General features: G+C 65.2%; 12 protein-coding genes. 4 read left to right on the top strand and 8 right to left on the bottom strand.

All coding sequences use genetic code 11. The features are described 5' to 3' along the window. Positions 1-1,245: an NAD(P)/FAD-dependent oxidoreductase gene (locus QM788_RS04985; RefSeq protein ID WP_415660380.1), complete on the bottom strand. Its 1,245-nt coding sequence runs from the start codon at positions 1,243-1,245 to the stop codon at positions 1-3. 373 nt (positions 1,246-1,618) lie between these two features. Between QM788_RS04985 and QM788_RS04980 the strand changes: the two genes are divergently transcribed. Continuing rightward, positions 1,619-4,486, top strand: coding sequence for a TonB-dependent receptor domain-containing protein (locus QM788_RS04980; RefSeq protein ID WP_415660379.1), 2,868 nt, complete (start codon positions 1,619-1,621; stop codon positions 4,484-4,486). 117 nt (positions 4,487-4,603) lie between these two features. After that, on the top strand, positions 4,604-6,640 hold the full coding sequence (locus QM788_RS04975) for an alpha/beta hydrolase family protein (RefSeq protein ID WP_415660378.1): 2,037 nt from the start codon (positions 4,604-4,606) through the stop codon (positions 6,638-6,640). A gap of 1,020 nt (positions 6,641-7,660) precedes the next feature. Here the strand turns inward: QM788_RS04975 and QM788_RS04970 are convergent. Then, positions 7,661-10,735, bottom strand: a complete 3,075-nt coding sequence (locus tag QM788_RS04970; RefSeq protein ID WP_415660377.1) for a TonB-dependent receptor — start codon at positions 10,733-10,735, stop codon at positions 7,661-7,663. Positions 10,736-11,127: 392 nt separating this feature from the next. After that, positions 11,128-13,317 (bottom strand): malate synthase G, encoded by a 2,190-nt coding sequence (locus QM788_RS04965; protein WP_415660376.1) that lies wholly within the window; start codon positions 13,315-13,317, stop codon positions 11,128-11,130. A gap of 156 nt (positions 13,318-13,473) precedes the next feature. Here QM788_RS04965 and QM788_RS04960 point away from each other — a divergent pair, with 156 nt between their 5' ends. Continuing rightward, entirely contained in the window at positions 13,474-14,391 is a 918-nt protein-coding gene (locus QM788_RS04960; RefSeq protein WP_415660375.1) for a LysR family transcriptional regulator, read from the top strand. A gap of 27 nt (positions 14,392-14,418) precedes the next feature. Here the strand turns inward: QM788_RS04960 and QM788_RS04955 are convergent, their stop codons facing one another. After that, the gene (locus QM788_RS04955; protein ID WP_415660374.1) at positions 14,419-15,699 is read right to left on the bottom strand and encodes a tryptophan--tRNA ligase; all 1,281 of its coding nucleotides are present in this window, start codon (positions 15,697-15,699) and stop codon (positions 14,419-14,421) included. Between the two features lie 28 nt (positions 15,700-15,727). Beyond that, a complete protein-coding gene (asd, locus tag QM788_RS04950) occupies positions 15,728-16,591 on the bottom strand; it encodes an archaetidylserine decarboxylase (protein ID WP_415660373.1) in 864 nt (287 codons plus the stop codon). A gap of 90 nt (positions 16,592-16,681) precedes the next feature. Here asd and QM788_RS04945 point away from each other — a divergent pair, with 90 nt between their 5' ends. Further along, on the top strand, positions 16,682-17,473 hold the full coding sequence (locus QM788_RS04945) for a rhodanese-like domain-containing protein (RefSeq protein ID WP_415660372.1): 792 nt from the start codon (positions 16,682-16,684) through the stop codon (positions 17,471-17,473). A gap of 31 nt (positions 17,474-17,504) precedes the next feature. Here the strand turns inward: QM788_RS04945 and QM788_RS04940 are convergent, their stop codons facing one another. From QM788_RS04940 to QM788_RS04930, 3 genes are all read right to left on the bottom strand, one after another. After that, positions 17,505-19,637 (bottom strand): peptidase domain-containing ABC transporter, encoded by a 2,133-nt coding sequence (locus QM788_RS04940; protein WP_415660371.1) that lies wholly within the window; start codon positions 19,635-19,637, stop codon positions 17,505-17,507. A 547-nt stretch (positions 19,638-20,184) separates the two neighbouring features. Next, positions 20,185-20,766, bottom strand: coding sequence for a metalloprotease family protein (locus QM788_RS04935; RefSeq protein WP_415660370.1), 582 nt, complete (start codon positions 20,764-20,766; stop codon positions 20,185-20,187). Between the two features lie 265 nt (positions 20,767-21,031). After that, complete coding sequence (locus QM788_RS04930) at positions 21,032-22,375, bottom strand: HlyD family secretion protein (RefSeq protein ID WP_415660369.1); 1,344 nt, start codon at positions 22,373-22,375, stop codon at positions 21,032-21,034. Positions 22,376-22,506 lie beyond the last annotated feature (131 nt).

Genomic DNA, 22,506 nt, shown 5'->3' with positions numbered 1-22,506 from the left:
CTATTCGAAGAACAGCCGGGTCAGCCCCTTCACGCTGACCAGGTTGCCCGGGTTGCTGGTCTCGTTGAGCACGCCGCTCATGCGCTGCAGCAGTCGCGGGCTCTTTTTCGCGCGCCAGATCAGCAGGTCGGCCAGCCAGGGGTGGGCGTTGACGCGGTTGGCGCGTTCGTAGAGGTCGAACTTGGGCTTCAGCGCGGTCAGCGTGGCCTCGTACGTGGCGCGCGTGGCGGCGTCGCCGTCTTGGCCATCCTCGCGGTGCGCCAGGATGGCATCGGCGGCCAGCATGCCGGTTTCCATCGCCTTGCCGATGCCCTCGCCGGTGAAGGAATAGGTCGAGCCCGCCGCCTCGCCGGTGACCAGCAGGCCCGGCCGCGTCCACGCCGCGCCGGTCAGCGTGCAGCGCAGCGGCGCGCCCTTCAGCTCGCCCACCAGTTCGCCGACACGCATCAGCTCGGCGGCGGGCGGGTATTTCTCGACGAAGGCGTCGAAGATCGCGCGCAGGTTGACGTCCTTCTTGCGGCCCTTGCCGCCGAGATCCTTGTGCGAATCGGTGACGCCGACGCCGATGTTGAAGTGGCCGTCCGGGGCCGGGAAGATCCAGCCATAGCCCGGCCGCACCGCCTTGTCCCACACCACTTCCAGCGCCTTGATCCTGCCGGCCAGCTGCGGCGCCTTCACGTAGCCGCGCAGCGCCACGCCGCTGGGCGTGTGGCGCTGGCACATGCCGGCGGCCGTCAGCGCCTTCGGGACGGCGCCGGTAGCGAGCACGACCCAGCGGGCCGGTATCTCGACGAGCTCGTCGCCCCGTTTCAGCCGCGCGCCGACGATGCGGCCGTCCCGCTCCAGCGGCGCCTCGAAGCGCATCTGCTCGAAACGCGCGCCGGCATCGCGCGCGGCCTGCAGCAGCAGCGCATCCAGCTCCCTGCGCGGCAGCACGGCCAGCGAGCCCGGCACGTCGATGCGCCCGCCGCGCGGGCCGATGCAGCCGACATGGCTGACCGGCTGCGCGCGGCGCATGACCTCGTCCAGCATGCCCAGCCGGGCCAGCGCCTGGTGCGCGTCGGGGATCAGCCCGTCACCACAAGTCTTGTCGCGGCCGGGCGGATGCTGGTCCACCAGCAGCACGTCCACGCCCGCACGGGCCAGCACGCGCGCGCAGGCGCTGCCGGCGGGGCCGGCGCCGATGATCAGGGTTTCGCAGCGCTGCTTAGCAGCGGGCCCAACGCCCTCGGAAAAAACAGCCACGCTGATCCTATTGAGTAAGGGCAGCGATTCTAGGGGTTGGCTATCCCACGCATATCACCCTGTCCACACGGATAACCGACGTCATTGGGCAGATTTGTGTGGTCACGCGACAACGGCCAGACCCAACTGTACGCCTACTCGACTTGGTGAAATCCCTAGGTTCTGGCGACAATGGCAGTGTTGGGGCGGTCTATTGGGGTGTACCCCGATCCGCGTGACGGGCTGCTGTTGCCAGACTGCGCGCCGCGAAAGAGCGTTTCTCCGCGAGGGATTCGCGTTTCCAAAATTTATCCGCAACACAAAGCGTTGAGAACGTCCTCACGAAGGAGTAGTTATGTTTAAAAGAAATGCCCGTAGCGCAGCTGCGCTGGCGATGATCGGTATGCTGAGCGCTGTCTCGGCAATGGCACAAGAAGCCTCGTCGGAAAAGCTCGAACGCATTGAAATCACGGGTTCGCGCATTCGCCAGATTGATGCCGAAACCGCTCAGCCCGTGCTGAAGTTGACCGCACAAGACATCCAAAAGTCTGGCTTGGTCACGCTCGGTGATATCGTCAATCAGCTGTCGTCGGCTGGCACTCCTGACTTCTCCAAAGGCCAAACCTTGGCCTCCAACCGCGAGCAGGGTGGCGACTACCCCAATCTCCGCAACCTCGGTTCTCAGCGTCTGCTGGTGTTGGTGAACGGCAAGCGATGGGCGCAGACCGTGGCCGGTTTCACCGACCTGTCGACCATCCCGTCCTCGCTCGTCGAGCGTATTGAGGTGCTGAAGGACGGTGGCTCCTCGGCCTACGGCTCGGACGCTCTTGCCGGCGTGATCAACTTTATCTTGAAGAAGTCCCTGGATGGAGGCAGCGTCAGCGTCATGACGGGTGCCAACGAAGCCGGTGACGGTAAGCGCAACGACTTCAACCTGAGCTACGGCCTGTCCGGCGACAAGGGTTCGCTGATGTTTGGCCTGACTTACTCGAAGCAAGGCGAGGTCTGGGCGAAGGATCGCGACATCACAGCCTACAGCTATGGCCCTGACTTCAAGACTGGCGGTCTGGGCATCGGCCCTTGGGGCCGTGTACGCAGCACGGCCAATGGCGCTGCCACCGGTTCGACCTATGTGCTGAACCACACCGGCTCTTATGACGGCGTAGGCGTCGGCCAGGCTTCCAACGACATCGCCAACTACCATGTGGGTGCGACTGCTGACGATTCGTTCAATTCGACGCAGCAGATGATGTTCACGATTCCGACGGAGCTGAAATCGTTCTTCACGCATGGCTCGCTGGACTTGTCGCCTTCTATGCGCCTGAGCTCCACAGCTATGTTTGCCGAGCGCAACTCGGTTCGCCAGATCGCTGGCTACCCGCTGCAGTCGACGTCGCAGTCGGCTTACCCGGTTTACATCGACAAGGACAGCTACTACAATCCGTTCGGCAACCAAGGCGTGGGTGTCGCAGCCGGCGCAGGTGTGGATGCTTTCTTCCAGCGCCGCATCACCGAGCTGCCGCGCGTGACAGAGAACAACAATCGCACAACGCACTTTGATGCCGCCCTCGAAGGCGACATGAGCATCGCTGGTCGTGCTTGGACTTGGTCTGCTGGCGTCAACTACAGCAACGTTTCGGGTGAAGCGCTGAACTCCGGCAACATCAACCTGGTCAATCTGAAAAAAGCCTTGGGCCCGAGCTTCATGAATGCTCAGGGCGCCGTGCAGTGCGGCACGGCTGCGGCCCCCATCACGCTGGGCACCGGCCCTGGCTCGTGCGTTCCCTTCAACATCCTCGGTGGTCCCTCGGCCTCCACCGCTCAAGCTTTGGAGTACATCAACCAGCGCGGCGTAACGACCTACGGCGCAACGGTCAAGAGCCTGACGGCTGACATCAGCGGCGAAATCATGAAGCTGCCTGGCGGCATGATGACCGCTGCTGCCGGCCTTGAGCGCCGCAACGTGAAAGGCTACGACAAGCCGGGCGTGTTTGAGCAGAACGGCCTGAGCACCGACCTGGCAGGCCAGTCGACGACTGGCGACTACACCGTCAAGGAAGCCTATGTCGAAGTGAACCTGCCGCTGTTGAAGGGGGTTCCTGGCGCTGAACAGCTGGTGCTGAACTTGGCAACCCGCTACTCGGACTACAGCAACTTCGGCAACACCACCAACAGTAAGGGTAGCCTGCTGTACCGTCCGATCAAGGACGTGCTGCTCCGCGGTACGTATGCTGAGGGCTTCCGCGCTCCTACATTGGATGACATCGCTGGTGGTGGCTCGCAGTCCTTCGCGTCGTACACTGATCCTTGCGACACCCGCTTCGGTGCAGCTGCCAACACGCCTGAAGTCCAGGCTCGCTGCTTGGCTGCAGGTGTACCAGCCGATTTCCGTCAGCGCGGCCAGAACGGTCTGCCGATCACCGCGCCGAACACCCAGTCGCCGTATCCGTTCCAGCAAGGCGCAGGCAACTCGTTCCTACAGCCTGAAACGGCGACCACCAAGACCCTGGGCTTCGTTTACAGCCCGTCCTACCTGCAAGGTTTGACGGTTGGTCTGGACTGGTACCTGATCGAGCTCAAGAACCGCATCACCGGCGTGACGGCCAGCGCGCTGCTGAACGAGTGTTACGTCAACAACGTGACGGCACTGTGCGGCCTGCACACGCGTGACTCCACCGGCCAGGTGAATGCTGCCGCGCTGGGCAACGTGAATCAGGGTGGTCTGCGCACGGAGGGTTTCGACCTGTCGGTGGGCTACCGCTTCCCGGCCACGTCCTGGGGCCGTTTCAACCTGCGCAGCGAGACCACGTACGTCAAGAAGTACGAAGTCAAGAGTACAGCCACCTCGAACTGGGGTCCGTTCTCTCTGTCGGCTGTGGGTGAGAACGACATCTACCGCGTCAAGTCCAACATTGGCATTGACTGGACGATGGGCGATTTCGGCGTGACTTTGGGCACCCGCTACTACAGCGCAACCAAGACCACCTGTTGGGATACGGATCCGGATGCGCCTGTGTACTGCTCGAACCCGACTGGCGAATGGAGCGGCGGCACGGGCTTCAATAAGCTGAAGGCTCTGGTCTACAACGACCTCAGCGCCAGCTACAAGACGCCTTGGAAGGGCACGCTGCTGGTCGGCGTGAACAACGTCTTCGACAAGAAGCCGCGTATCAACTTCGACATCGGCTCGTCGTCTTCGGCGGTCAATGCTGAGTTGCCGATTGACCGCTCCTGGTTCGTGCGTTACACGCAGCAGTTCTGATCGAGCATGCAGGGGAGCGGTCGCGGCCGATTCCCTGTCGTTGTGTCGCAAAGCCCGGCTTCGGCCGGGCTTTTTTATTGGACTTCGCCTCTTTGCCAAGGCGATCAGGGAGTAATCATGCTCAAAAAATCGGTTGTGCGTACCCTGTTGGTGATGTCGTTCGCCAGCACCTCGTTTGCGCAGTCCACCACCCCCGTCGCTCAGCCTCTCGTGCCGGTCGTCGCGTTCTTCCAGTCCTCGGAGTTTCAGGAAGCGCAGCTCAGCCCATCAGGCCGCTACCTGGCCATCACCACATCCAAGCTTGGCGGCCGTCGAGCACTGTTCGTCTTTGACTTGAGTCCCAACGGCAAGCCAACGCAGGCGGCGCGCATCCACGACCTGGATGTCGTCGACGTGCACTGGGTCAATGAGGACCGCCTGCTCTTCAGCGTTCGTGATCTGTCGTTGGGCAGCGGCTCCAGCTATCACAACCCCCCTGGTCTGTTCGCGGTCGACCGGGATGGCAACAACCTGCTGAAATTGATCCGACGTGAGCAAAATGCTGCCTCCGGCGGACGTATTCGCGATCGTAGCCTTTCGCCTTTCCATCGCTTGTTGGCGGTGCCTGATTTCGTCGCCGGTGCCGCCAACGACACCATCGTTGTCGGTGAAGCCCGATTCAACGCGCAGTGGGAGGTGGTGTCGATGCGTCCGCTGCAGGTCAATGTCAACAACGGGCTGGTGCAGACGTTCGGCGACCTGAAGGCGCCCTCCCGGGTGGCGCAGTGGCTCTTCGATGGTAAAGGCCAACCGCGCGTTGCCATCAGCGTAGATGAAATGCAGGGGCGGATGTTCTATCGGGCGCCTGACAGTGAGACCTGGATGCAGATCGGCGAGGGAAACCTGTTGGACATGCCATTCCGGCCCGAGTTTGTGGACGATCGCGGAACTCTGTACGTCACCAAGCGTCAGGGCCCGGCGGAAACCTCGGCGCTGACGCGCTTTGATTTCAAGACTGGTGCTCCGGAAGCCAAGCCGTTGATCGTGACAGCCGGGTTCGATTTTGAAGGGCAGGCGATCAGTTCGGACCAGGGCTTGCTTGGCTTCCGCGTTACCACTGATGCTGAGGAAACCGTGTGGTTGAACGCGGGCATAAAGGCTTTCCAGCAGAAGGTCGACAAACTCTTGCCAGGCCGCATCAACCGCATCATGTGCCGGCGTTGCGGCAGTCCTGACATGGTGGCACTCGTGCAGTCGTACTCGGATCGGGAGCCGGGCCAGGTACTGGTGTACCGGGCCAAAGACGATGCATGGCAGTCTGTCGGTCGGGTGATGCTTGGCATCGACCCAGCACGCATGCCGCGCGTCGACCTTCAACGCATCAAGGCGCGCGATGGCCTGGAGTTACCGGTCTGGATCACACTGCCGCCCGGGCTGAAGCCCAATGCCAAGCCTGAGAAGCCTCTGCTGACGGTCGTGCTTGTGCATGGGGGGCCGAACGTGCGTGGACGTGTTTGGGGATGGAGCCCTTATGCGGCCTTTATTGCCTCGCGTGGTTATCTTGTGATTGAACCTGAGTTCCGCGGCAGCGACGGCTTTGGGCGCAAGTTCATGGAGGCAGGATTCAAGCAGTGGGGCCAGGCCATGCAGGACGACGTGGCCGATACGTTGCTCTGGGCGCAGAAATCTGGGCTGGCCAGCGATCGAGCCTGTATTGCGGGTGCGAGCTATGGTGGCTACGCGACTTTTGCCGGCTTGATGCGGCATCCAGAGCTTTATCGCTGTGGGGTGGCCTGGGTGGCTGTGACGGATCTGATGCTTCTTGCCCAGGGCTCTTCCTGGGTGGAGACGGACGTCAATGCTCTGTCTCGCCAGCACGTGCTGAGCGCACGGCTGGGCGATCCGGAGAAAGATGCCGCCATGCTGCGCGCAAATTCGCCCGTGGAGCAGGCCGCACGCATCAAAGCGCCGGTGCTGCTGGGCATGGGGGGCGCTGATTTGCGTGTCCCTCTGCAGCATGGCGAACGTATGCGCGATGCGTTGGCCAAAGTTGGCAATGCACCGGAGTGGGTGGTTTACTCGGATGAAGGGCACAGCTGGCTGCGCCCAGAATCCCGCATCGATTTTGCGAACCGGATGGAGCGCTTCCTCGCAAAGCATCTCGGTCAACCTTGATGGCTGCCGTTTGCAGTAAACAAGGCCGTACAACGCGGCCTTGCCTCGTATTCTGAGCGATATTGGCGAGCAGTGCCCCTCTCCCGCCTTCCGCTTCTGCACCTCAGCCCATTTGCACCCGGCTTGCAACAGCAGCCTATAAGTGTCAAGCCCCGCCTGTTTATGCACGGCGCGTTTGAACAATTTGGGCTTGGCGACCTGCCAGGTTTGAAGGGTTTGGGCGGGAGAGAGGTGCTTGAGGGAGCGCTGCGGGATGTGGTGGTTGTAGCTCGTGGCGTACGCCATGAGCATGGCCTCGAGTTCGGCGCCTGAAGCGGTCCAGCTCCGCGCGCGAGACGGCCGGGTTGATGAATTCGCGTACCACCCCACCAGCAGGTCGTCCAGCGGGATCAGCGTCAGGCGGAGCAACTCGGCCACGATGGCCTCCTGCCCTTCGCTGAGCGTGGTGTTGAGCTTGTGCGGGCGGGTGCGAGCGGTCCTGCACGTCTTCGCGGTTCTTCCACTTCGCGGCCGTGGCGCAGCTGATGTTGTAGCGCTCCGCCAGTTCCACCACCCCCAAGCTTCGACGCTCGAATCTCCGCTCGGATCAGCGGCGTGGTGCGGGCTCGGGCGTGGACTTGGCTCATCTGACTGTGGCGACCGTCGGCTCGGCCTTGAGGGTTCGGATCAACTCTTGCACCAGGTCCCTGGCTTTGAACAGGGCCCAACTGCGAACGGGTACATGATCACATGGGATGCAACAAGTAGGTCGCCGGCATTCTGGCCATCGATGGTCTGATATTGGTGGTGTTTGAAGCAAATCAGGAAAATAAATCCCGGGTCGATATTGACATCGAGCGCAGGTTTATTCCGTTAAATTAAAATGCAAGACTGATTGGTGGGTGTTGATTTTGTTGGTTTTGTTGGTTTTGTGAAGGCTATGAGAATGGAGCGGCATGAGTTCGTATCGAATTGTCTTGTAGAAATAAAAAATACCCCTGCCGCCTTTCGGGCGGCAGGGGCTCTTGAGCCGTGCCTGGATCAGAAGTCGTAGCGAGCAGTAAGACGAATGCTACGAGGGTCGGTGTAGTACAGCGCACGACCGTACATCTGATTGACTTCAGCCCGTGTCGAGTTCGATGCCGACGCTTCGTAGAAAGATGTGGCCGTCTGCGTGTTGAACACGTTCAGGACGTCGGCCGTCAGCACCAGCCCCTTGGCCCAGTTGGGCGCGTATGTCACGCTGACGTTGAACGTCTTGGTCCAGGGAGTCGTGCCCATAGACCCGCGTGGCGACGGGCCATAGCCGGAATTCGGCACCACGGCTGGGTCATTGACCCCTGTTTGAGCGCCCGGAACGCCACAGTAGTGATAATAAATGGCGCCAGGGTAATGATCTGGAAACTGGTACGGATACCAGCTTGAGCAGCTACGCGGGCGGCCGCTTTGGATAATGGCAGAGCCACCCACCGTCCATTCATCGGCTACCTTATAAGAACCGATCAGCTTAATCTGGTGCGTGCGGTCGTTCGGCAGCAGGCCGTAGGCGCCTTCCATGATCTGCGGCTGATCCCAGTCAGCCGTAACGGAAACATCGCCCTGTCCGCCGCTTCCAGTGTCGAGCGAGGAGTTCAACTGACCTTCTGCGTTGCCTGCCATCCTAGACCATGTGTATTCAATCTTCCCGTACAGGCGGCCATCCTGATATTCTGCAAACAGATCCAGCGCCTTGTACGTGCGCTTCGGTTTCGGCAGGCCCACCTGCTCCGCAGTCAGGTGAACGGTCGTGTATGTGCCATCGCCATTGGGCTCAAGAAGAGTCATGCCTCGACCCGGGTTGAAAACACGGCACAAACCATCAGCACACGTATCATCCATCGAGCTCTTGAGGTTTCGATAGATTAACTTGGCCCCCCAACTCCATTGCTTGGAAAGGATCTGTTCCATGCCTACGATGAACTCGTCCTGATAATGAGGCTTCAGGTCGGTAACGGCAATGGTTTTTGGATCGAAAGCGCTGCCACATTCCGAGTTCGCCGACACGCCGCCCGCTCCGGGCGTCCCCGCCGCGCAGACGTGTGCGTCGGCGCCGGGCGTGATTTCGTTCAATCCCGTGGGCGTGCCATCCGCATCGATGCCGGTGTAGGTGTAGTAGCGGCTTGCTGCCAAGGCGCCATTGGCGGCGCGAATGGCGACGTTGCTTGGCAACGCGAGGGCATAGCGTCCGATGTTGCCGAACACCTTCAGGCTGGAGTCTCCCTTCAGATCCCATACGGCACCGAAGCGAGGCTGCCAGATATTTTTCTGCTCAACGAAAGCTTGACCATCGGTGTTGTAGTTGGTGAAGCTGTCGTTGCGCAGGCCCAGCGAGAGCAGAACATCCTTGGTGGCCTGCCAGCGATCCTCCAAGTACCAGGCCTTTTGCTCCGTGCTGGCTTTGCCGCCCGACGCGCGGAGATACTTCTCAACATAATATCCTTGCGCGCCAAATCCACCGCCGCTGGCGGGGGTGTTGTACAGGCCGTCGATGTTTTCTGTTGGTTTGATTATGTCGAAGTACCATTCATAGCCTGGACCACTGGAAACTGTGCCGGCCAAGATGGTTTCTGCCTTCAGGTAGTCGATGCCGGCATGCAGTTCGTGCGAACCCAGCTTATAGCTCAGGTCGAAGCGAGCAGCCTTTGATTCATCTTCGGTTGCGCCGCGAACCGTAGCGTATGGTTGCGAATTTGCAATGGAGCCAAACTGGCTGGGCACGATGGCTGAGCTGATGCCGGCGTACGTCTTGCTGGGATCATAGCCGGGTCTAGACCACAAGCTATGTTTGATCTTCTGTGTACCGACCAGCGCTGAAACAGTCAGATCATCGGTGATGTAGCCAGTATATTTTGCGATATACAGGCGAGACGTGTCCGCCATCGAATTATCACCGCCTTGGAATTTTTCAGTTCCGTGTGAAAGCGATGTGTAGTCAAAGCTGTAGTCGGCCCACTTCTCCTTGGCATCATCCTGAATCGTCGTGAACTCCAGAATGTGGTTGTCGGTGATATTCCAGTCGAGCTTCAAGGTAGCGCGCGGAAGCGTTGTCGAACCTTCACGCCAAGCCTGCGCCTTGCTCGTGGCGGATGTCAGCGTTGCCACACGGCCAATGGTTGGGTTGATGTTCTCATATTCAGTCTTGCCTTGCTCGGCATTGACGTAGATGAATAGGCGATCTTTGATGATGGGCCCGCCGACGTAGACACCGTAGGTAAGTTCGTCGGACTTGTTCGCTCCGCGGTATTGGTACAGCGTGTTATCGGTCCACTGAACTGGATTAGTACCGGTTGTGCCTTCGCCGGTGTAATGGTTCGCTTCGCTCCAGTGGCCGGTGTCGGCATACTTCAGGTTCTTTGGCTTGGATCTTCCCGCGTTAGGGGTATAGATGGCGTAAGCGCCGCCTTTCCACTCGTTGGTGCCGTGCTTGGTGACCATGCTCATCACGCCGCCGGTCGATCGGCCGTACTCGGCACCGTAGCCTCCGGTCAGTACTTGAACCTGGGAAATTGAGTCGAATCCCAGGCTGGTGGCGCCCAGATTGGTCAGCGGATTGGTGACTGGGTAGCCGTTGATGTAGTACGCATTCTCAGACGCTGCCGACCCCCCGAAACTGCCGATATTTCGCTGCCCGGCGCGTCCAAGAGGAGTGTTGTTGTTGCTGCTGCTGTTCGTATTCACCGTGTTGTAGTTGGTGCTGTTCACGACACCTGGCGCCAGCAACGCGACCGAATTCACACTTTGGCCGACTGCGATCTTCGACAAAAGGTCGGCGGTAAACACGGTGCGTGTGTCTACCTGCGAAATGTCAATCTTCGGACGGGATCCGGAGACAATGACGGTTTCCAGGGTGTTGCCACCAAAGGAAACATCAGCGCCGCTGCCAACGGTCACGGTGATGTCACGGAACCCCAGCCCCTTTGCTTCAACTTTGTATGCACCCGCTGGCAGATTGCCGATGCTGTAGCGCCCCTCTGGACCCACCGTAACCGTGCGGGTAAGACCCGTGCTGCTGGTGATCGTGATGAGGGTGCCGGCGGGGACGCTGCCATAGATGCTGCCCGTGGTGCTCTGGGCCATCACGACACCAGCCAAGCACATGCCAGCCGCAACTGCGATTAGGGATCGGGTCCTCTTAGCCATGAGATTCGCTCCAAAAGAGATAAGACTTTGAAGGTGCCATCCCTGCCGCAACGGCCTAGTGGACCGTCACGAGCAAGCGGAGGGCGATACGCGTTGAGTGTCGGTTGGGCCAGAATCAGGCGCCCAAGGGATACCCTTGGCTTGCAGTGTGTGGCAAATGATGTAGGCGCCCGCCGGATTGAGAAATCCTTTGTGAATCAATGGCCTGCCCGCTGCAGGACGTTGCAGGCCTCACCTGCCCATGGACCCAAAGAGCACGCTCGGGCTAGGAATGGTGTTGTGCTTTGGTAACGATTTGCCTTGCTACAGATGGTCTGGAGCATCACAAGTCAAGTGCGCGATGTGTCGCCCTTCACCCTCAACCTCCACCCATGCAACAACGGCTCCGTATACCCGTTCGGCTGGGCCTCCCCCTTGAACACCAGGTCCAGCGCCGCCTGCATGGCCGCGCCTTGCGGGTTGGCGGCGAGTGACTGATAAGCCGGGTCGCCCGCGTTCTGCCCGTCCACCACCTGCGCCATGCGCGTGAAGGTTTCGCGCACCTGCTCGGCCGACACCACGCCGTGGCGCAGCCAGTTGGCGATGTGCTGGCTGCTGATGCGCAGCGTCGCGCGGTCTTCCATCAGGCCCACGCCGTTGATGTCGGGCACCTTGGAGCAGCCCACCCCCTGGTCGATCCAGCGCACCACGTAGCCCAGGATGCCCTGCACGTTGTTGTCCAGCTCCTGCTGGCGCTGCTCGGGCGTCCAGTCGGCCCGGGGCGCGACGGGGATGGTCAGTAGCGCGTTCAGCAAAGCCTCGCGTTCGGCATCGAGATCCACCTGCTCCAACGCCTGCTGCACGGCGGCCACGTCGACCTGGTGGTAGTGCAGCGCATGCAGCGTCGCGGCCGTCGGCGAGGGCACCCAGGCGGTGTTGGCGCCCGCCTTGGGGTGGGCGATCTTCTGCTCCAGCATCGCGGCCATCAGGTCGGGCATGGCCCACATGCCCTTGCCGATCTGCGCGCGGCCGCGCAGGCCGCAGGCCAGGCCGGTCAGCACGTTGCAGCGCTCGTAGGCCTGGATCCACGGCGTCGTCTTCATGTCGCCCTTGCGCAGCATCGGGCCGGCGCGCATCGCGGTGTGTATCTCGTCGCCGGTGCGGTCCAGGAAGCCGGTGTTGATGAAGGCCACGCGGCTGGCCGCGGCGGCGATGCAGGCCTTCAGGTTGACCGAGGTGCGGCGCTCCTCGTCCATGATGCCCAGCTTGACCGTGCTGTCGGCCAAGCCCAGCAGTTGCTCGACGCGGGTGAACAGCTCGGTGGCGAAGGCCACTTCGGCCGGGCCGTGCATCTTGGGCTTGACGATGTAGACCGAGCCCGTGCGGCTGTTTTTCAGTCCTTCGCGGCGCTTCAGGTCGTGCATCGCGATGGTCGTCGTGACGACCGCGTCCATGATGCCCTCGGGGATCTCGCTGCCGTCGTCCAGCAGGATGGCCGGGTTGGTCATCAGGTGGCCGACATTGCGCACGAACATCAGCGAGCGGCCGTGCAGCGTGAGCGTGCCGCCGTTCGGCGCGGTGTAGGCGCGGTCGGGGTTCAGGCGGCGCGTGAAGCTGCTGCCGCCCTTGGCGACTTCCTCGGTCAGCGTGCCCAGCTGGATGCCCAGCCAGTTGCGGTAGGCCAGCAGCTTGTCCTCGGCGTCCACGGCGGCCACCGAGTCCTCCAGGTCGAGGATGGTGGAGAGCGCCGCTTCGAGCACCACGTCGGCGACGCCGGCCGGGTCGCTCTTGCCGATGGCGGTGCTGCGGTCGATGCGGATGTCCAGGTGCAGGCCGTGGTGGACCAGCAGCACGCTGCTCGGCGCGGCGGCGTCGCCCTGGTAGCCGGCGAAGGCGGCCGGGTCTTGCAGGCCGGTCGTCGCGCCGGAGGCCAGCGTGACGGCGAGCCGGCCGCCCTCGACGCGGTAGCCGGTCGCGTCCGCGTGCGAGCCCTGCGCCAGCGGCGCGGCCTGGTCCAGCACCCGGCGGGCGACGGCGATGACCTTGGCGCCGCGCACCGGGTTGTAGGCACCCGCGCGCGTCGCGCCGTCGGCCTCGGGGATGGCGTCGGTGCCGTACAGCGCGTCGTACAGCGAGCCCCAGCGCGCGTTGGCGGCGTTCAGCGCGTAGCGGGCGTTCAGGATGGGCACCACCAGCTGCGGGCCGGCCTGCTGCGCCAGCTCGGCATCGACATTCGCCGTGCTGGCCCGCACCTGCGCGGGCGGCTCGACGAGGTAGCCGATGCGCTTCAGGAAGGCCTGGTAGGCCGGCATGTCCGTGATCGGGCCGGGGTGCGCCTGGTGCCAGGCATCCAGCTCGGCCTGCAGGCGGTCGCGCTCGGCCAGCAGCGCGCGGTTCTTGGGTGCCAGCTCGTGCGCGATGGCCGAGAAGCCGGCCCAGAACGCGCCGGGCGCGACGCCGGTGCCGGGCAGCACCTCGGTGTCGATGAAGCGGGCCAGGTCGGCATCGACCTGCAGGCGGTGGAGGGAGGTGCGGGACATGGCGGTCTCCTGGACGGACGAGAGTGGCATTGCCGCCATCTTGCCGCCGGGCGGGCGCGCGATTCGCAGCCGCGCATGCCATTCATCTGTGACTGGAATGCACGAATCGGGCGCTGAATGCCTAACTTTGGGCGGGCGGCACAGCACAATCCCGGCATGGACAAGCTCAAGCAGATCGAGTCCTTCGTCCTCGTCGCGGCCAAGGGCAGCCTGACGGCGGCGGCCCAGGCGGAAGGGGTGGCGCCGGCCGTCATGGGCCGGCGCATGGACGCGCTGGAGGCGCGGCTGGGCGTGAAGCTGATGCTGCGCACCACGCGGCGGCTGACGCTGACGCCCGAGGGCCAGGCCTTCCTGGAGGACTGCCAGCGCCTGGTCGCGCAGCTGGCGGACGCGGAGGCCGCGGTGAGCGCCGGCGGGCTGAAGGCCAGCGGCCACCTGCGCGTCACGGCGCCGGCCGGCTTCGGTCGCCGCCACGTGGCGCCGCTGGTGCCGGGCTTCCTGGCCGAGCACGCGGAGCTGAGCCTGTCGCTGAACCTCAGCGACCGCGTCGTGGACATCGTCCACGAAGGCTACGACTGTGCGGTGCGCGTGGGCGATCTGCCGGACTCCAGCCTCGTCAGCACCCGGCTGGCCGACAACCGGCGGCTGTGCGTGGCCGCGCCGGCCTACCTCCGGCGCGCCGGCGTGCCCCGGCACCCGGACGACCTGGCGCGCCACGCCTGCCTGACGCTCAGCTCCGAGGCCAGCCAGGTGCGCGGCTGGGCGTTCCGCATCGACGGCAGCGTGCAGTACCTGCGGCCGGAAACCCGCATGCAGGGCCGGCTCGACTGCAGCGACGGCCAGGTGCTGCACGACTGGTGCGTCGCGGGCCTGGGCCTGGCCTGGCGCAGCACCTGGGAGGTGGAGGCCGACCTGGCGGCCGGGCGGCTGGTCAGCGTGCTGGACGACTTCGCCGCGCCGCCCAACGGCATCTACGCGGTGTTCCCGCAGTCGCGCCACCTGCCGCTGCGCACGCGGCTGTGGGTGGAGCACCTGCGCACGCACTACGGGCGCGCGGGCTACTGGTCCGGCTGAGAGCTTGAGGGCGCCGGGCCGCGCGCGTCAGGCCGCGTCGCGCAGCGCGGCCAGCGCGGCGGCGATGTCGGCGTCGGCCGCCTCGCGCCGCACCGGCGCGCCGTCCGCCAGGCCCTCGCGCTTGAGCCGGGCCACCCACTGGCCGGCGTCGCGGCCCTGCTCGAAGCCGCTGCTCTGCAGCAGCAGCGTGCCGTCGGCGGCCAGCAGCTTGAAATAGAACCGGCCGTCCGCCTCGCGGTACTGCTTGAACACCGGCAGCGCGGCCTTCTGGGCCTTGGCCGCGGCGGTGGCGGCCGTGTCGGTGTAGGGGCGCAGGCCCACGGCGGCGCGCAGCGCCTGCAGGAAGGGCGTGGCGATCGCGCGGGCGCGGCGGGCGCCGTCCTGCAGGATGGCCTCGAGCTGCTCCGGGTGGGCCATCAGCGCGTCGTAGCGCGCGCGCATCGGGCCGATCTCGCCCTCGATCAACGCCACCAGCTGCTGCTTGGCCTCGCCCCAGCCCAGGCCGCCGCGCAGCGCCGCGCGGAAGGCGGCGCGCTGCGCCGGCGTGGCGAAGGCGTCGTACAGCGTGACCAGCGTCTGGCCCTCCGGCACCTTGGGCTCGCCGGGCAGCTTGCTGTCGGTGACGATGCGCGCCACCGCGTCCTTCAGCGCCGCGGCGCCGCCCTCGAAGAGCGGGATCACGTTGTCGTAGCTCTTGCTCATCTTGCGGCCGTCCAGGCCGGGCAGCAGCTCCATCTCGGCGTCCACCTGCGCCTCCGGCAGCACGAAGAACTCCCGGCCGTACAGGTGGTTGAAGCGCTGCGCGATGTCGCGCGTCATCTCGATGTGCTGCACCTGGTCCTTGCCGACGGGCACGCGGTGGGCGTTGAACATCAGGATGTCGGCCGCCATCAGCACCGGGTAGCTGAACAGGCCCATGCTGACGTGGGCGTCCGGCTCCTCGCCGGCCGCCACCGCCGCGTCCACCGCGGCCTTGTAGGCGTGGGCGCGGTTCATCTGGCCCTTGGCGGTCACGCAGGTCAGCAGCCAGGTCAGCTCGGGGATCTCGGGGATGTCGCTCTGGCGGTACAGCGTCACGCGGGCCGGGTCCAGCCCGGCGGCCAGCCAGGTGGCGGCGATGGCGCGGCTGGAGCGCGCGAGGCGGTCCGGCTCGTCGCACTTGATCAGCGCGTGGAAGTCGGCCATGAAGTAGAAGCTCTCCACGCCGGGCGCGCGGCTGGCGGCGATGGCCGGGCGGATGGCGCCGACGTAGTTGCCGAGGTGCAGGGTGCCGGTGGTGGTGATGCCGGTCAGGACGCGGTGGGACATGGGCGGGGCAGGCAGGCTGGGCAGGAGTTCAGCGCCGGATTGTGGCCTCGGCCGGCCATCCGGCCATCGCTTCGCCCATGCGGACCGCGCCGCCGGGCCGCCAGGCCGGGTTGAACCGCAGCGCGCTGCGCTCGAACAGCATCACCACCGTGGAGCCCAGCAGGAAGCGGCCCATCTCGTCGCCCTGGGCCAGCGCGACCTGGCCGGGCGCGTAGTCCCACTCGCGCACGGGGCCCTCGCGCCGGATGCGGCCGTGCCAGACGGTGGCCATGCTGCCGACGATGGTGGCGCCCACCAGCACCAGCACCCAGCGGCCGAGGTCGTCGTCGTCGAACACGCACACCACGCGCTCGTTGCGCGCGAACAGGCCCGGCACGCCGCGCGCCGTCGTCGGGTTCACCGAGAACAGCGCGCCCGGCACGTGCACCATGCGCACCAGCCGGCCGGCGGCGGGCATGTGGATGCGGTGGTAGTCCCGCGGGCTCAGGTAGAGGTTGGCGAACAGGCCGTCCCGGAAGCGCGCGGCCAGCCGCGCGTCGCCGCCGACCAGCGCCGCCGTCGTGAAGGACTGGCCCTTGGCCTGGAAGACCTGGTCGCCCTCGATGCGGCCCACCTGGCTGATCGCGCCGTCCACCGGGCAGACCAGCGGCGCGTCCGCCAGCGGCCGCGCGCCGGCCTTGAGCGCGCGGGTGAAGAAGTCGTTGAAGGTCTTGTAGGCCGTGATGTCCGGCTCGGCCGCCTCGGCCATGTCCACGCCGTAGCGCGCGACGAAGCGGCGGATCGCCGCCGTCGTCACGCCGCCCAGCGGCCGGGACGCGATGCGCCCGGCCAGGCGCGTCATCGCCTGCTTGGGCATCAGGTACTGGGGCAGGACTTTGAGGCGGTCGGACATGGCATGGACCCCGCCGCCCGACGGCTGCGGCGCTGGACGCGTGGGGATCGGTTCGGGGGCCGGCAGTGTACGGGCCGACAATCCGCCGCCATGCTCCTGCACAGCGCCTTCTACCGCTTCACCCCGATGGCCGATCCGCCCGGCTTCGCCGCCTGGCTGCGCGGGCGCGGCGCCGCGCTGCGGCTGGGCGGCGTCGTGCTCGTGGCCGGCGAGGGCCTGAGCGCGGCCATCGCCGGCGAGGCCGGCGCGGTGCGCGCCCTCGAGGCGGAGCTGCTGCAGCAGCCCGGCATGGCCGGCCTGCGCTTCAAGCACAACGACTGCGGGCGCCGGCCGTTCAGCCGCTTCAAGGTCTCGGTCAAGCGCGAGATCGTCGCGTTCGGCGTCCCCGGCGTGCAGGGCGGCGCCACCGGCACCCACGTCAGCCCGCAGCGCTGGCGCGAGCTGCTGGCCGACCCGGACACCCTCGTGCTCGACAACCGCAACAGCTTCGAGTTCAGGCTCGGCCGCTTCCGCGGCGCCATCGACCCCGGCGTCGTGCACTTCCGCGACTTCCCGGCCTGCGTCGAGGCGAACCGCGACGCCTGGCGGGGCCGCACGGTGGCCATGTACTGCACCGGCGGCATCCGCTGCGAGAAGACGGCGGCCTGGATGCAGGCCCGGGGCCTGCGCGTCGCGCAGCTGGACGGCGGCATCCTGGGCTACTTCGAGGCCTTCCCCGGCGCCGCGGACGACTGGCAGGGCGAGTGCTACGTGTTCGACAAGCGCATCGCCATCGACGCCCGGGGCCGCGAGACCGGCACGACGGCCGAGCAGGTCTTCACCGCGCCCGAAGACGCCTGGCGGCTGGCGCGGGCCAGGCGGCTGGACCCTCAGGAGCCCTGACGCGCGCCTCTTGAGCGTCGGCAGCGCGTCGTCAGGCAGGCACGGCCTGCGCGTCGGGCGAGCCCGTCATGACCCGGGCCACCGCGACGACCTTCCCGGCCTTGATCTGCACCACGCGCTGCGCGCCGGCGATCGTCTCGGGCCGGTGGGCGATGACGAGGCGGGTGAGCCGCATGTGCGCGATGGCCGCCGTCACCGCGCGCTCGTTGCCCAGGTCCAGGTGGCTGGTCGCCTCGTCCAGCGCCAGCACGCGCGGCTGCTTGTACAGCGCGCGCGCCAGCAGCAGCCGCTGCTTCTGCCCGCCCGACAGCCCCGAGCCCAGGTCGCCCACCAGCGTCTGGTAGCCCATCGGCATGCGGGCGATGTCCTCGTGCAGCTGCGCCATGCGCGCGCAGGCCTCCACCCGCGCGGGGTCGGGCTGCACGTCGAAGAAGGCGATGTTGTCGGCCAGGCTGCCGGTCAGCAGCACGTCCTCCTGCATCACGGTGCCGATCTGGCGCCGGAAGTTGGCGATGCCCAGGTGCCGCACCGGCTGCCCGCCGTACAGCACCTCGCCCTCGGTGGGCTGCAGCAGCCCCAGCGCGATCTTCAGCAGCGTCGTCTTGCCCGCGCCCGACGCGCCGACGACCGCCACGCTCTCGCCGGCCGCGATGCTGAAGTCCGCGTCCTTCAGCACCCACGGCTCGCCCTCGCCGTAGCGGAAGCTCACGCCGCGCAGCTCGATGCCGGGCGGCAGGTGCGCGAGGTCGTTGTGCGGCAGCTCGTCCTTCTCGGGGGGTTCCAGGCAAATGTCGGCCAGCCGCTCGGCATGCAGGCCCAGCATCTTCAAATCCACCGCGTAATTGATGAGCGCCGACACGCGCCCCGAGAACTGGCCCTTGTAGGCCAGGAAGGCGAACAGCATGCCCACCGTCATGCCCGCGCCGGAACTCGCGCCGCCGCCGGCCAGGCCGCCCATGATGAGCCGCGCCCCCAGCCACAGCACCAGCAGGTTCTCCAGCCCGAAGATGAAGGTGCTGGCGGTGGAAAAGCCCATGCCCATCCGCGCCGTGCGCAGGTCGCGGTTCTGCACCTCGACGAGCAGGTTCTGCCAGCGCGCGCGGCGCTCCTGCTCGCGGCCGAAGAGCTTGAGCGGCGTCATCGCCCGCAGCGTCTCCAGGAAATGCGTGTTCTCCCGCGCCGCCACCACCAGCCGCTCGGCCGCCGCGTTGCGAAACGGCGCGTAGGACGCCCAGCGCAGCAGGCCATACAGCGCGACCGCGCCCACGGTCACGGCCGCCAGCGTCGGGGCGTAAATCAGCATCATCACCAGCGCCGCCACCGCCATCAGCCCATCCAGCACCGCTTCGATGACGGCGGTGGTCAGCGTCTTCTGGATCGCCTGCACGGCGCCGAAGCGCGAGGTGATGTCGCCCAGGTGGCGCAGCTCGAAGAAGGCGACCGGCAGCTTCACGAGATGGGCGAAGACATTGCCGGCCCACTGCAGGGCCAGCGACTGGCTCAGCACGATCACCATCCACGAGCGCGCCAGGCCGATCAGCGTCTGCACGAGCAGCAGCAGGCCGAAGCCCAGCGCCAGCACGGTCAGCAGGTCGCGGTCGCCCGAGGTCAGCACTTCGTCCACGACCATCTGCTGCAACAGCGGCGCGACGATGGCGAACAACTCCAGCACGGCCGCGACGCCGAAGATTTGCAGCAGCGAGCGCTTCAGGCCGGTGACCTTGCCGGTCAGCGCCGACAGGCTCACGCGCGGGGCGGGTGCCTGGGGCTTGAATTCGGCGCTGGGGCTCAGCTCCAGCGCGACGCCGGTGAAATGGCGTGACACCTCGGCCAGCGGCATCCGGCGCTCGCCGACGGCGGGGTCGAGCAGGGTGATGCTTCGCCGGCCAACCTGCTTCAGCACGACGAAATGGTTCATGTCCCAGTGCAGGATGCAGGGGAGCTTCAGTTGCCCCAGATGCTCCAGCGTCAGCTTCAGCGGCCGGCAGTTGAGCCCCAAGCTGCCGGCCGACTGCATGAGGCATTTCAACGTTTGTCCCTTGAGGCTGGCACCGAACTGCCTGCGCAGGTCCATCAGCTCAAGGGCTTGGCCGTGATGGCGAAGCACCATGACCAGACAGGCGAGACCGCATTCTGAGGCTTCGGTTTGAATGACAGCCTGCATTGCTTTTATTGGCGTTCGTTGAAGTTGAATGGATTTGAGGGGATATCTGAATTCGAGGGGTAGGAATTCGTGGTTATCATGCGGCGATCCGCAGGAAAGATAAAGTTCTTTCGCAGCCAAATGGAAAATCTGTGGCTCTTGTGCGAATTTGAATTGACTAGGGCGGTATGAAGCCAATGGGCTTCGATCCAAACTTCGCGGTCTATCAATCTTGTCGAATGTGGGCCGGCGAGCTGGATCAATAATTCATCCCGTGGCAGGCTGACTCCAATTTCCCTGACGCGGCGAGCTTGAATCCATCCGCTCCCGTCGGACTCGGAATTGATGATGAGCGAATTCGACCCGAACTTGTAGAGCCGCCCGGTTTCTAGTCGCCACTTTCTTATCCGAAGATGGTGGGAGACTTCTTCAATTATTCTTCTGACTGGTGCCGAGAGAATCGCTGCGCTGAGCGGGGTGGCAAGAATTATGGTGGGCACTGGGCCCGCCAAAAATAGGGTCGCTCCAATTATGAAGCAGCACAACACAATTCTGCTTATGATGGCCATCATCGAAGAACGGAGCCAGCGGGAGTTTTGAGGGCGACTAGTAGTGATTGAGCCACGTCAAAGGCTGACGCATAGATGTTGCATATTGCGATCAATCCGATGAGCAAATTTGGCTTTGTCGATGAAAATGCAGCCCATGCGAATGGTGTGACAGTTAATGCCAAAAAGGGGAATAGGCTTATCCAGATGAACTGAATCTTTGTTTTTTGTCCGCCTATTTTTGTAAAAACTGTTGAAGACCACCTTGGTTTTCTTGGCCATATCGCTAGATATGTGTCGCTTCGCAGAATTCTTGCCGGTAATGCGAGCAGGTGAAGCAGTTCATGGCCAATGGTTGTGATCGCAATGACAGTCGCCACCATTGTCAATGCAGTGATGGTGATTATGTAGGGCGGGCCGGACAGCTGAGGGAGGCCAATGTCTGGAAAAACAAGATATCCCCAAGTTGCTGTGCCGACCAGCATGCCGTAGAGGCCGATGCGGCCGCTGATATTCATCAATCGGTCGAGGGCCTCGGCGTCCCCATTGGAGATGGGGTTTTTTGCCGCAAGTGCAGTTGGGCTGGATATTTTGAATTGCATGGTTCAAGACAAAACGAGGAGGTATTTCCCTCCCCGTAATAGCTATTTAGCTATTTGCGGCGTAAGCCGCTGCAATGACGATCACGGTTGCTGCTACTGCAGCGACGGCTACGACGCCGGAAACCGGAGTCATTGCTACGGCTACAACGGCCGCAACGACGCCTCCCCCATTGACTTGGTCAACTTCTTCCAAGGTTAGCTCTTGCATGTCATTCTCCATTCTGTCGATAAAGCGGTCGACGTTTCCGCATCTGCGCAATCCAACTCATCCTCCCGGGCTGGATTTCGTCTCGTCGTTCAGATTCCTTCTGCCACCCGCCACGGCCAACGCCGGTTCGAGCAGCCATTCCCACACCTTGCGGCTGTCCTGCCGCACATCGGCATCCAGGCTCATGCCGGCCGCCAGCGGCGTGGGTTTTCCATAGGTCAGCACGGTCTGCCTGGGCAGGCCGACGGTGATGCGGTACATCGGCTCGTTGGCCTGCGCCGCCGCCAGCAGCGCCTGCGCCTGGCCCGCCGGCAGGTCGGCCGGCGCGATCGGGCTGCGGCTCACGGCGAGCACCCGCCCCTCGGCCATGCCGAACTTCTGGTACGGAAAGGCCGCATAGCGCAGCCACACGGCCTGGCCCGGCTGCACGAAGCCGGCCGTGCGGCTGGGGGCGTACAGCTCGGCCCGCAGCTCGGCCGGGTCGGCCCGGCCCGCCGCCTTCGCGGTCGGGACGAGGCTGGCCAGCGTCTGCCCGGCCTGCACGGACTGGCCCTGGCCCAGCGTCAGCGCGCTGACCCGGCCGGCCTGCGGCGCGGCCACCGTCAACCCATGGCGGCCATCGGCCTCGGTGGCCTCCTGGTCGAGCGCGGCGAGGCTGCGGTCCAGCTGGGCCAGGCCCGTCTGCGCCTGCGTGTGCAGCGTTTGGCGGTCGGCCTGCGCGGCTTGCAGGTCGCGCTGCAGCGCCTGCAGGTTGCGCTCGGCGTTGCGCTCGCGCAGCTGCAGGTCCAGCAAATCCTCCTGCTTCTGCTGCACCTGGGCGGGGGCGACGAAGCCGTCGCGGGCCAGTTGTTGCTGGCGCTCCAGCGTCTTGTGCCCGAGTTCCAGGCGCAGCCGGTGGGTGTCGAGCTCGGCCAGGGCCTGGCGCGCCTCGGCCTGCAGGCTTTGCAGGCGCTGGGCGAGCGCGTCCTGGCGCTGGCGCAGGCTCTGCTCGGTCAGGCGGCGCTCGGCCTGCAGGCTGGCGCGGCGGGCGGCCAGGGCCTGGGCGGTCAGCAGTGCTGCGTCGCCCGCCGCCGTGATGCGCTCGCTCTTCAGGCGCAGCAGCGGCTGGCCGGCGAGCACCGGGTCGCCCTCCTGCACCAGCAGCTCGGCGATGACGCCGGCCTGCGGGCTGCTGACGTGGATGAGCCCGCCGGCCGGCAGCAGCACGCCATGCACCGTGGCCTTGCGGGTGACGTCGCCCCAGCAGGCGAAGGCGACCAGCGCCGCGGCCATCGCCAGCGCGGCGCCGGTGACGAGCGTGAAGCCCAGCGGCCGGCCGATGCGGATGCCGCCCAGCCATTGCGCCTCGCGGGCCTGCAGGGCCTCGGGGCGGAACAGCGGGAGCGCGGGGGTGGCGGTCATCGGCGGGGTGGTCGGGGCGAATGCCGCCATTGTTCGGGGGGCACGGCGGGGCCGTCATCCCCGGGCAACTCCTGCCCGGCCGGGGGGCCGCCGGAGATGGGCGACGCGCGCGGGATAGCGCCGGCCGCGCG

Source organism: Roseateles sp. (assembly GCF_047654785.1).
Lineage (GTDB): Bacteria > Pseudomonadota > Gammaproteobacteria > Burkholderiales > Burkholderiaceae_C > Pelomonas.
Note: the sequence above shows the minus strand (reverse complement) of the source record. Positions and strands in the feature narration are given on the sequence as shown.

Bases quoted from the DNA above. Each gene is read 5' to 3' on its own strand.
- QM788_RS04980 (WP_415660379.1), top strand. From the start codon at position 1,619: ATGATCGGTATGCTGAGCGCTGTCTCGGCAATGGCACAAGAAGCCTCG.
- QM788_RS04975 (WP_415660378.1), top strand. From the start codon at position 4,604: ATGCTCAAAAAATCGGTTGTGCGTACCCTGTTGGTGATGTCGTTCGCC.
- QM788_RS04970 (WP_415660377.1), bottom strand. From the start codon at position 10,735: ATGGCCCAGAGCACCACGGGCAGCATCTATGGCAGCGTCCCCGCCGGC.
- QM788_RS04965 (WP_415660376.1), bottom strand. From the start codon at position 13,317: ATGTCCCGCACCTCCCTCCACCGCCTGCAGGTCGATGCCGACCTGGCC.
- QM788_RS04960 (WP_415660375.1), top strand. From the start codon at position 13,474: ATGGACAAGCTCAAGCAGATCGAGTCCTTCGTCCTCGTCGCGGCCAAG.
- QM788_RS04955 (WP_415660374.1), bottom strand. From the start codon at position 15,699: ATGTCCCACCGCGTCCTGACCGGCATCACCACCACCGGCACCCTGCAC.
- asd (WP_415660373.1), bottom strand. From the start codon at position 16,591: ATGTCCGACCGCCTCAAAGTCCTGCCCCAGTACCTGATGCCCAAGCAG.
- QM788_RS04945 (WP_415660372.1), top strand. From the start codon at position 16,682: ATGCTCCTGCACAGCGCCTTCTACCGCTTCACCCCGATGGCCGATCCG.
- QM788_RS04940 (WP_415660371.1), bottom strand. From the start codon at position 19,637: ATGCAGGCTGTCATTCAAACCGAAGCCTCAGAATGCGGTCTCGCCTGT.
- QM788_RS04935 (WP_415660370.1), bottom strand. From the start codon at position 20,766: ATGCAATTCAAAATATCCAGCCCAACTGCACTTGCGGCAAAAAACCCC.
- QM788_RS04930 (WP_415660369.1), bottom strand. From the start codon at position 22,375: ATGACCGCCACCCCCGCGCTCCCGCTGTTCCGCCCCGAGGCCCTGCAG.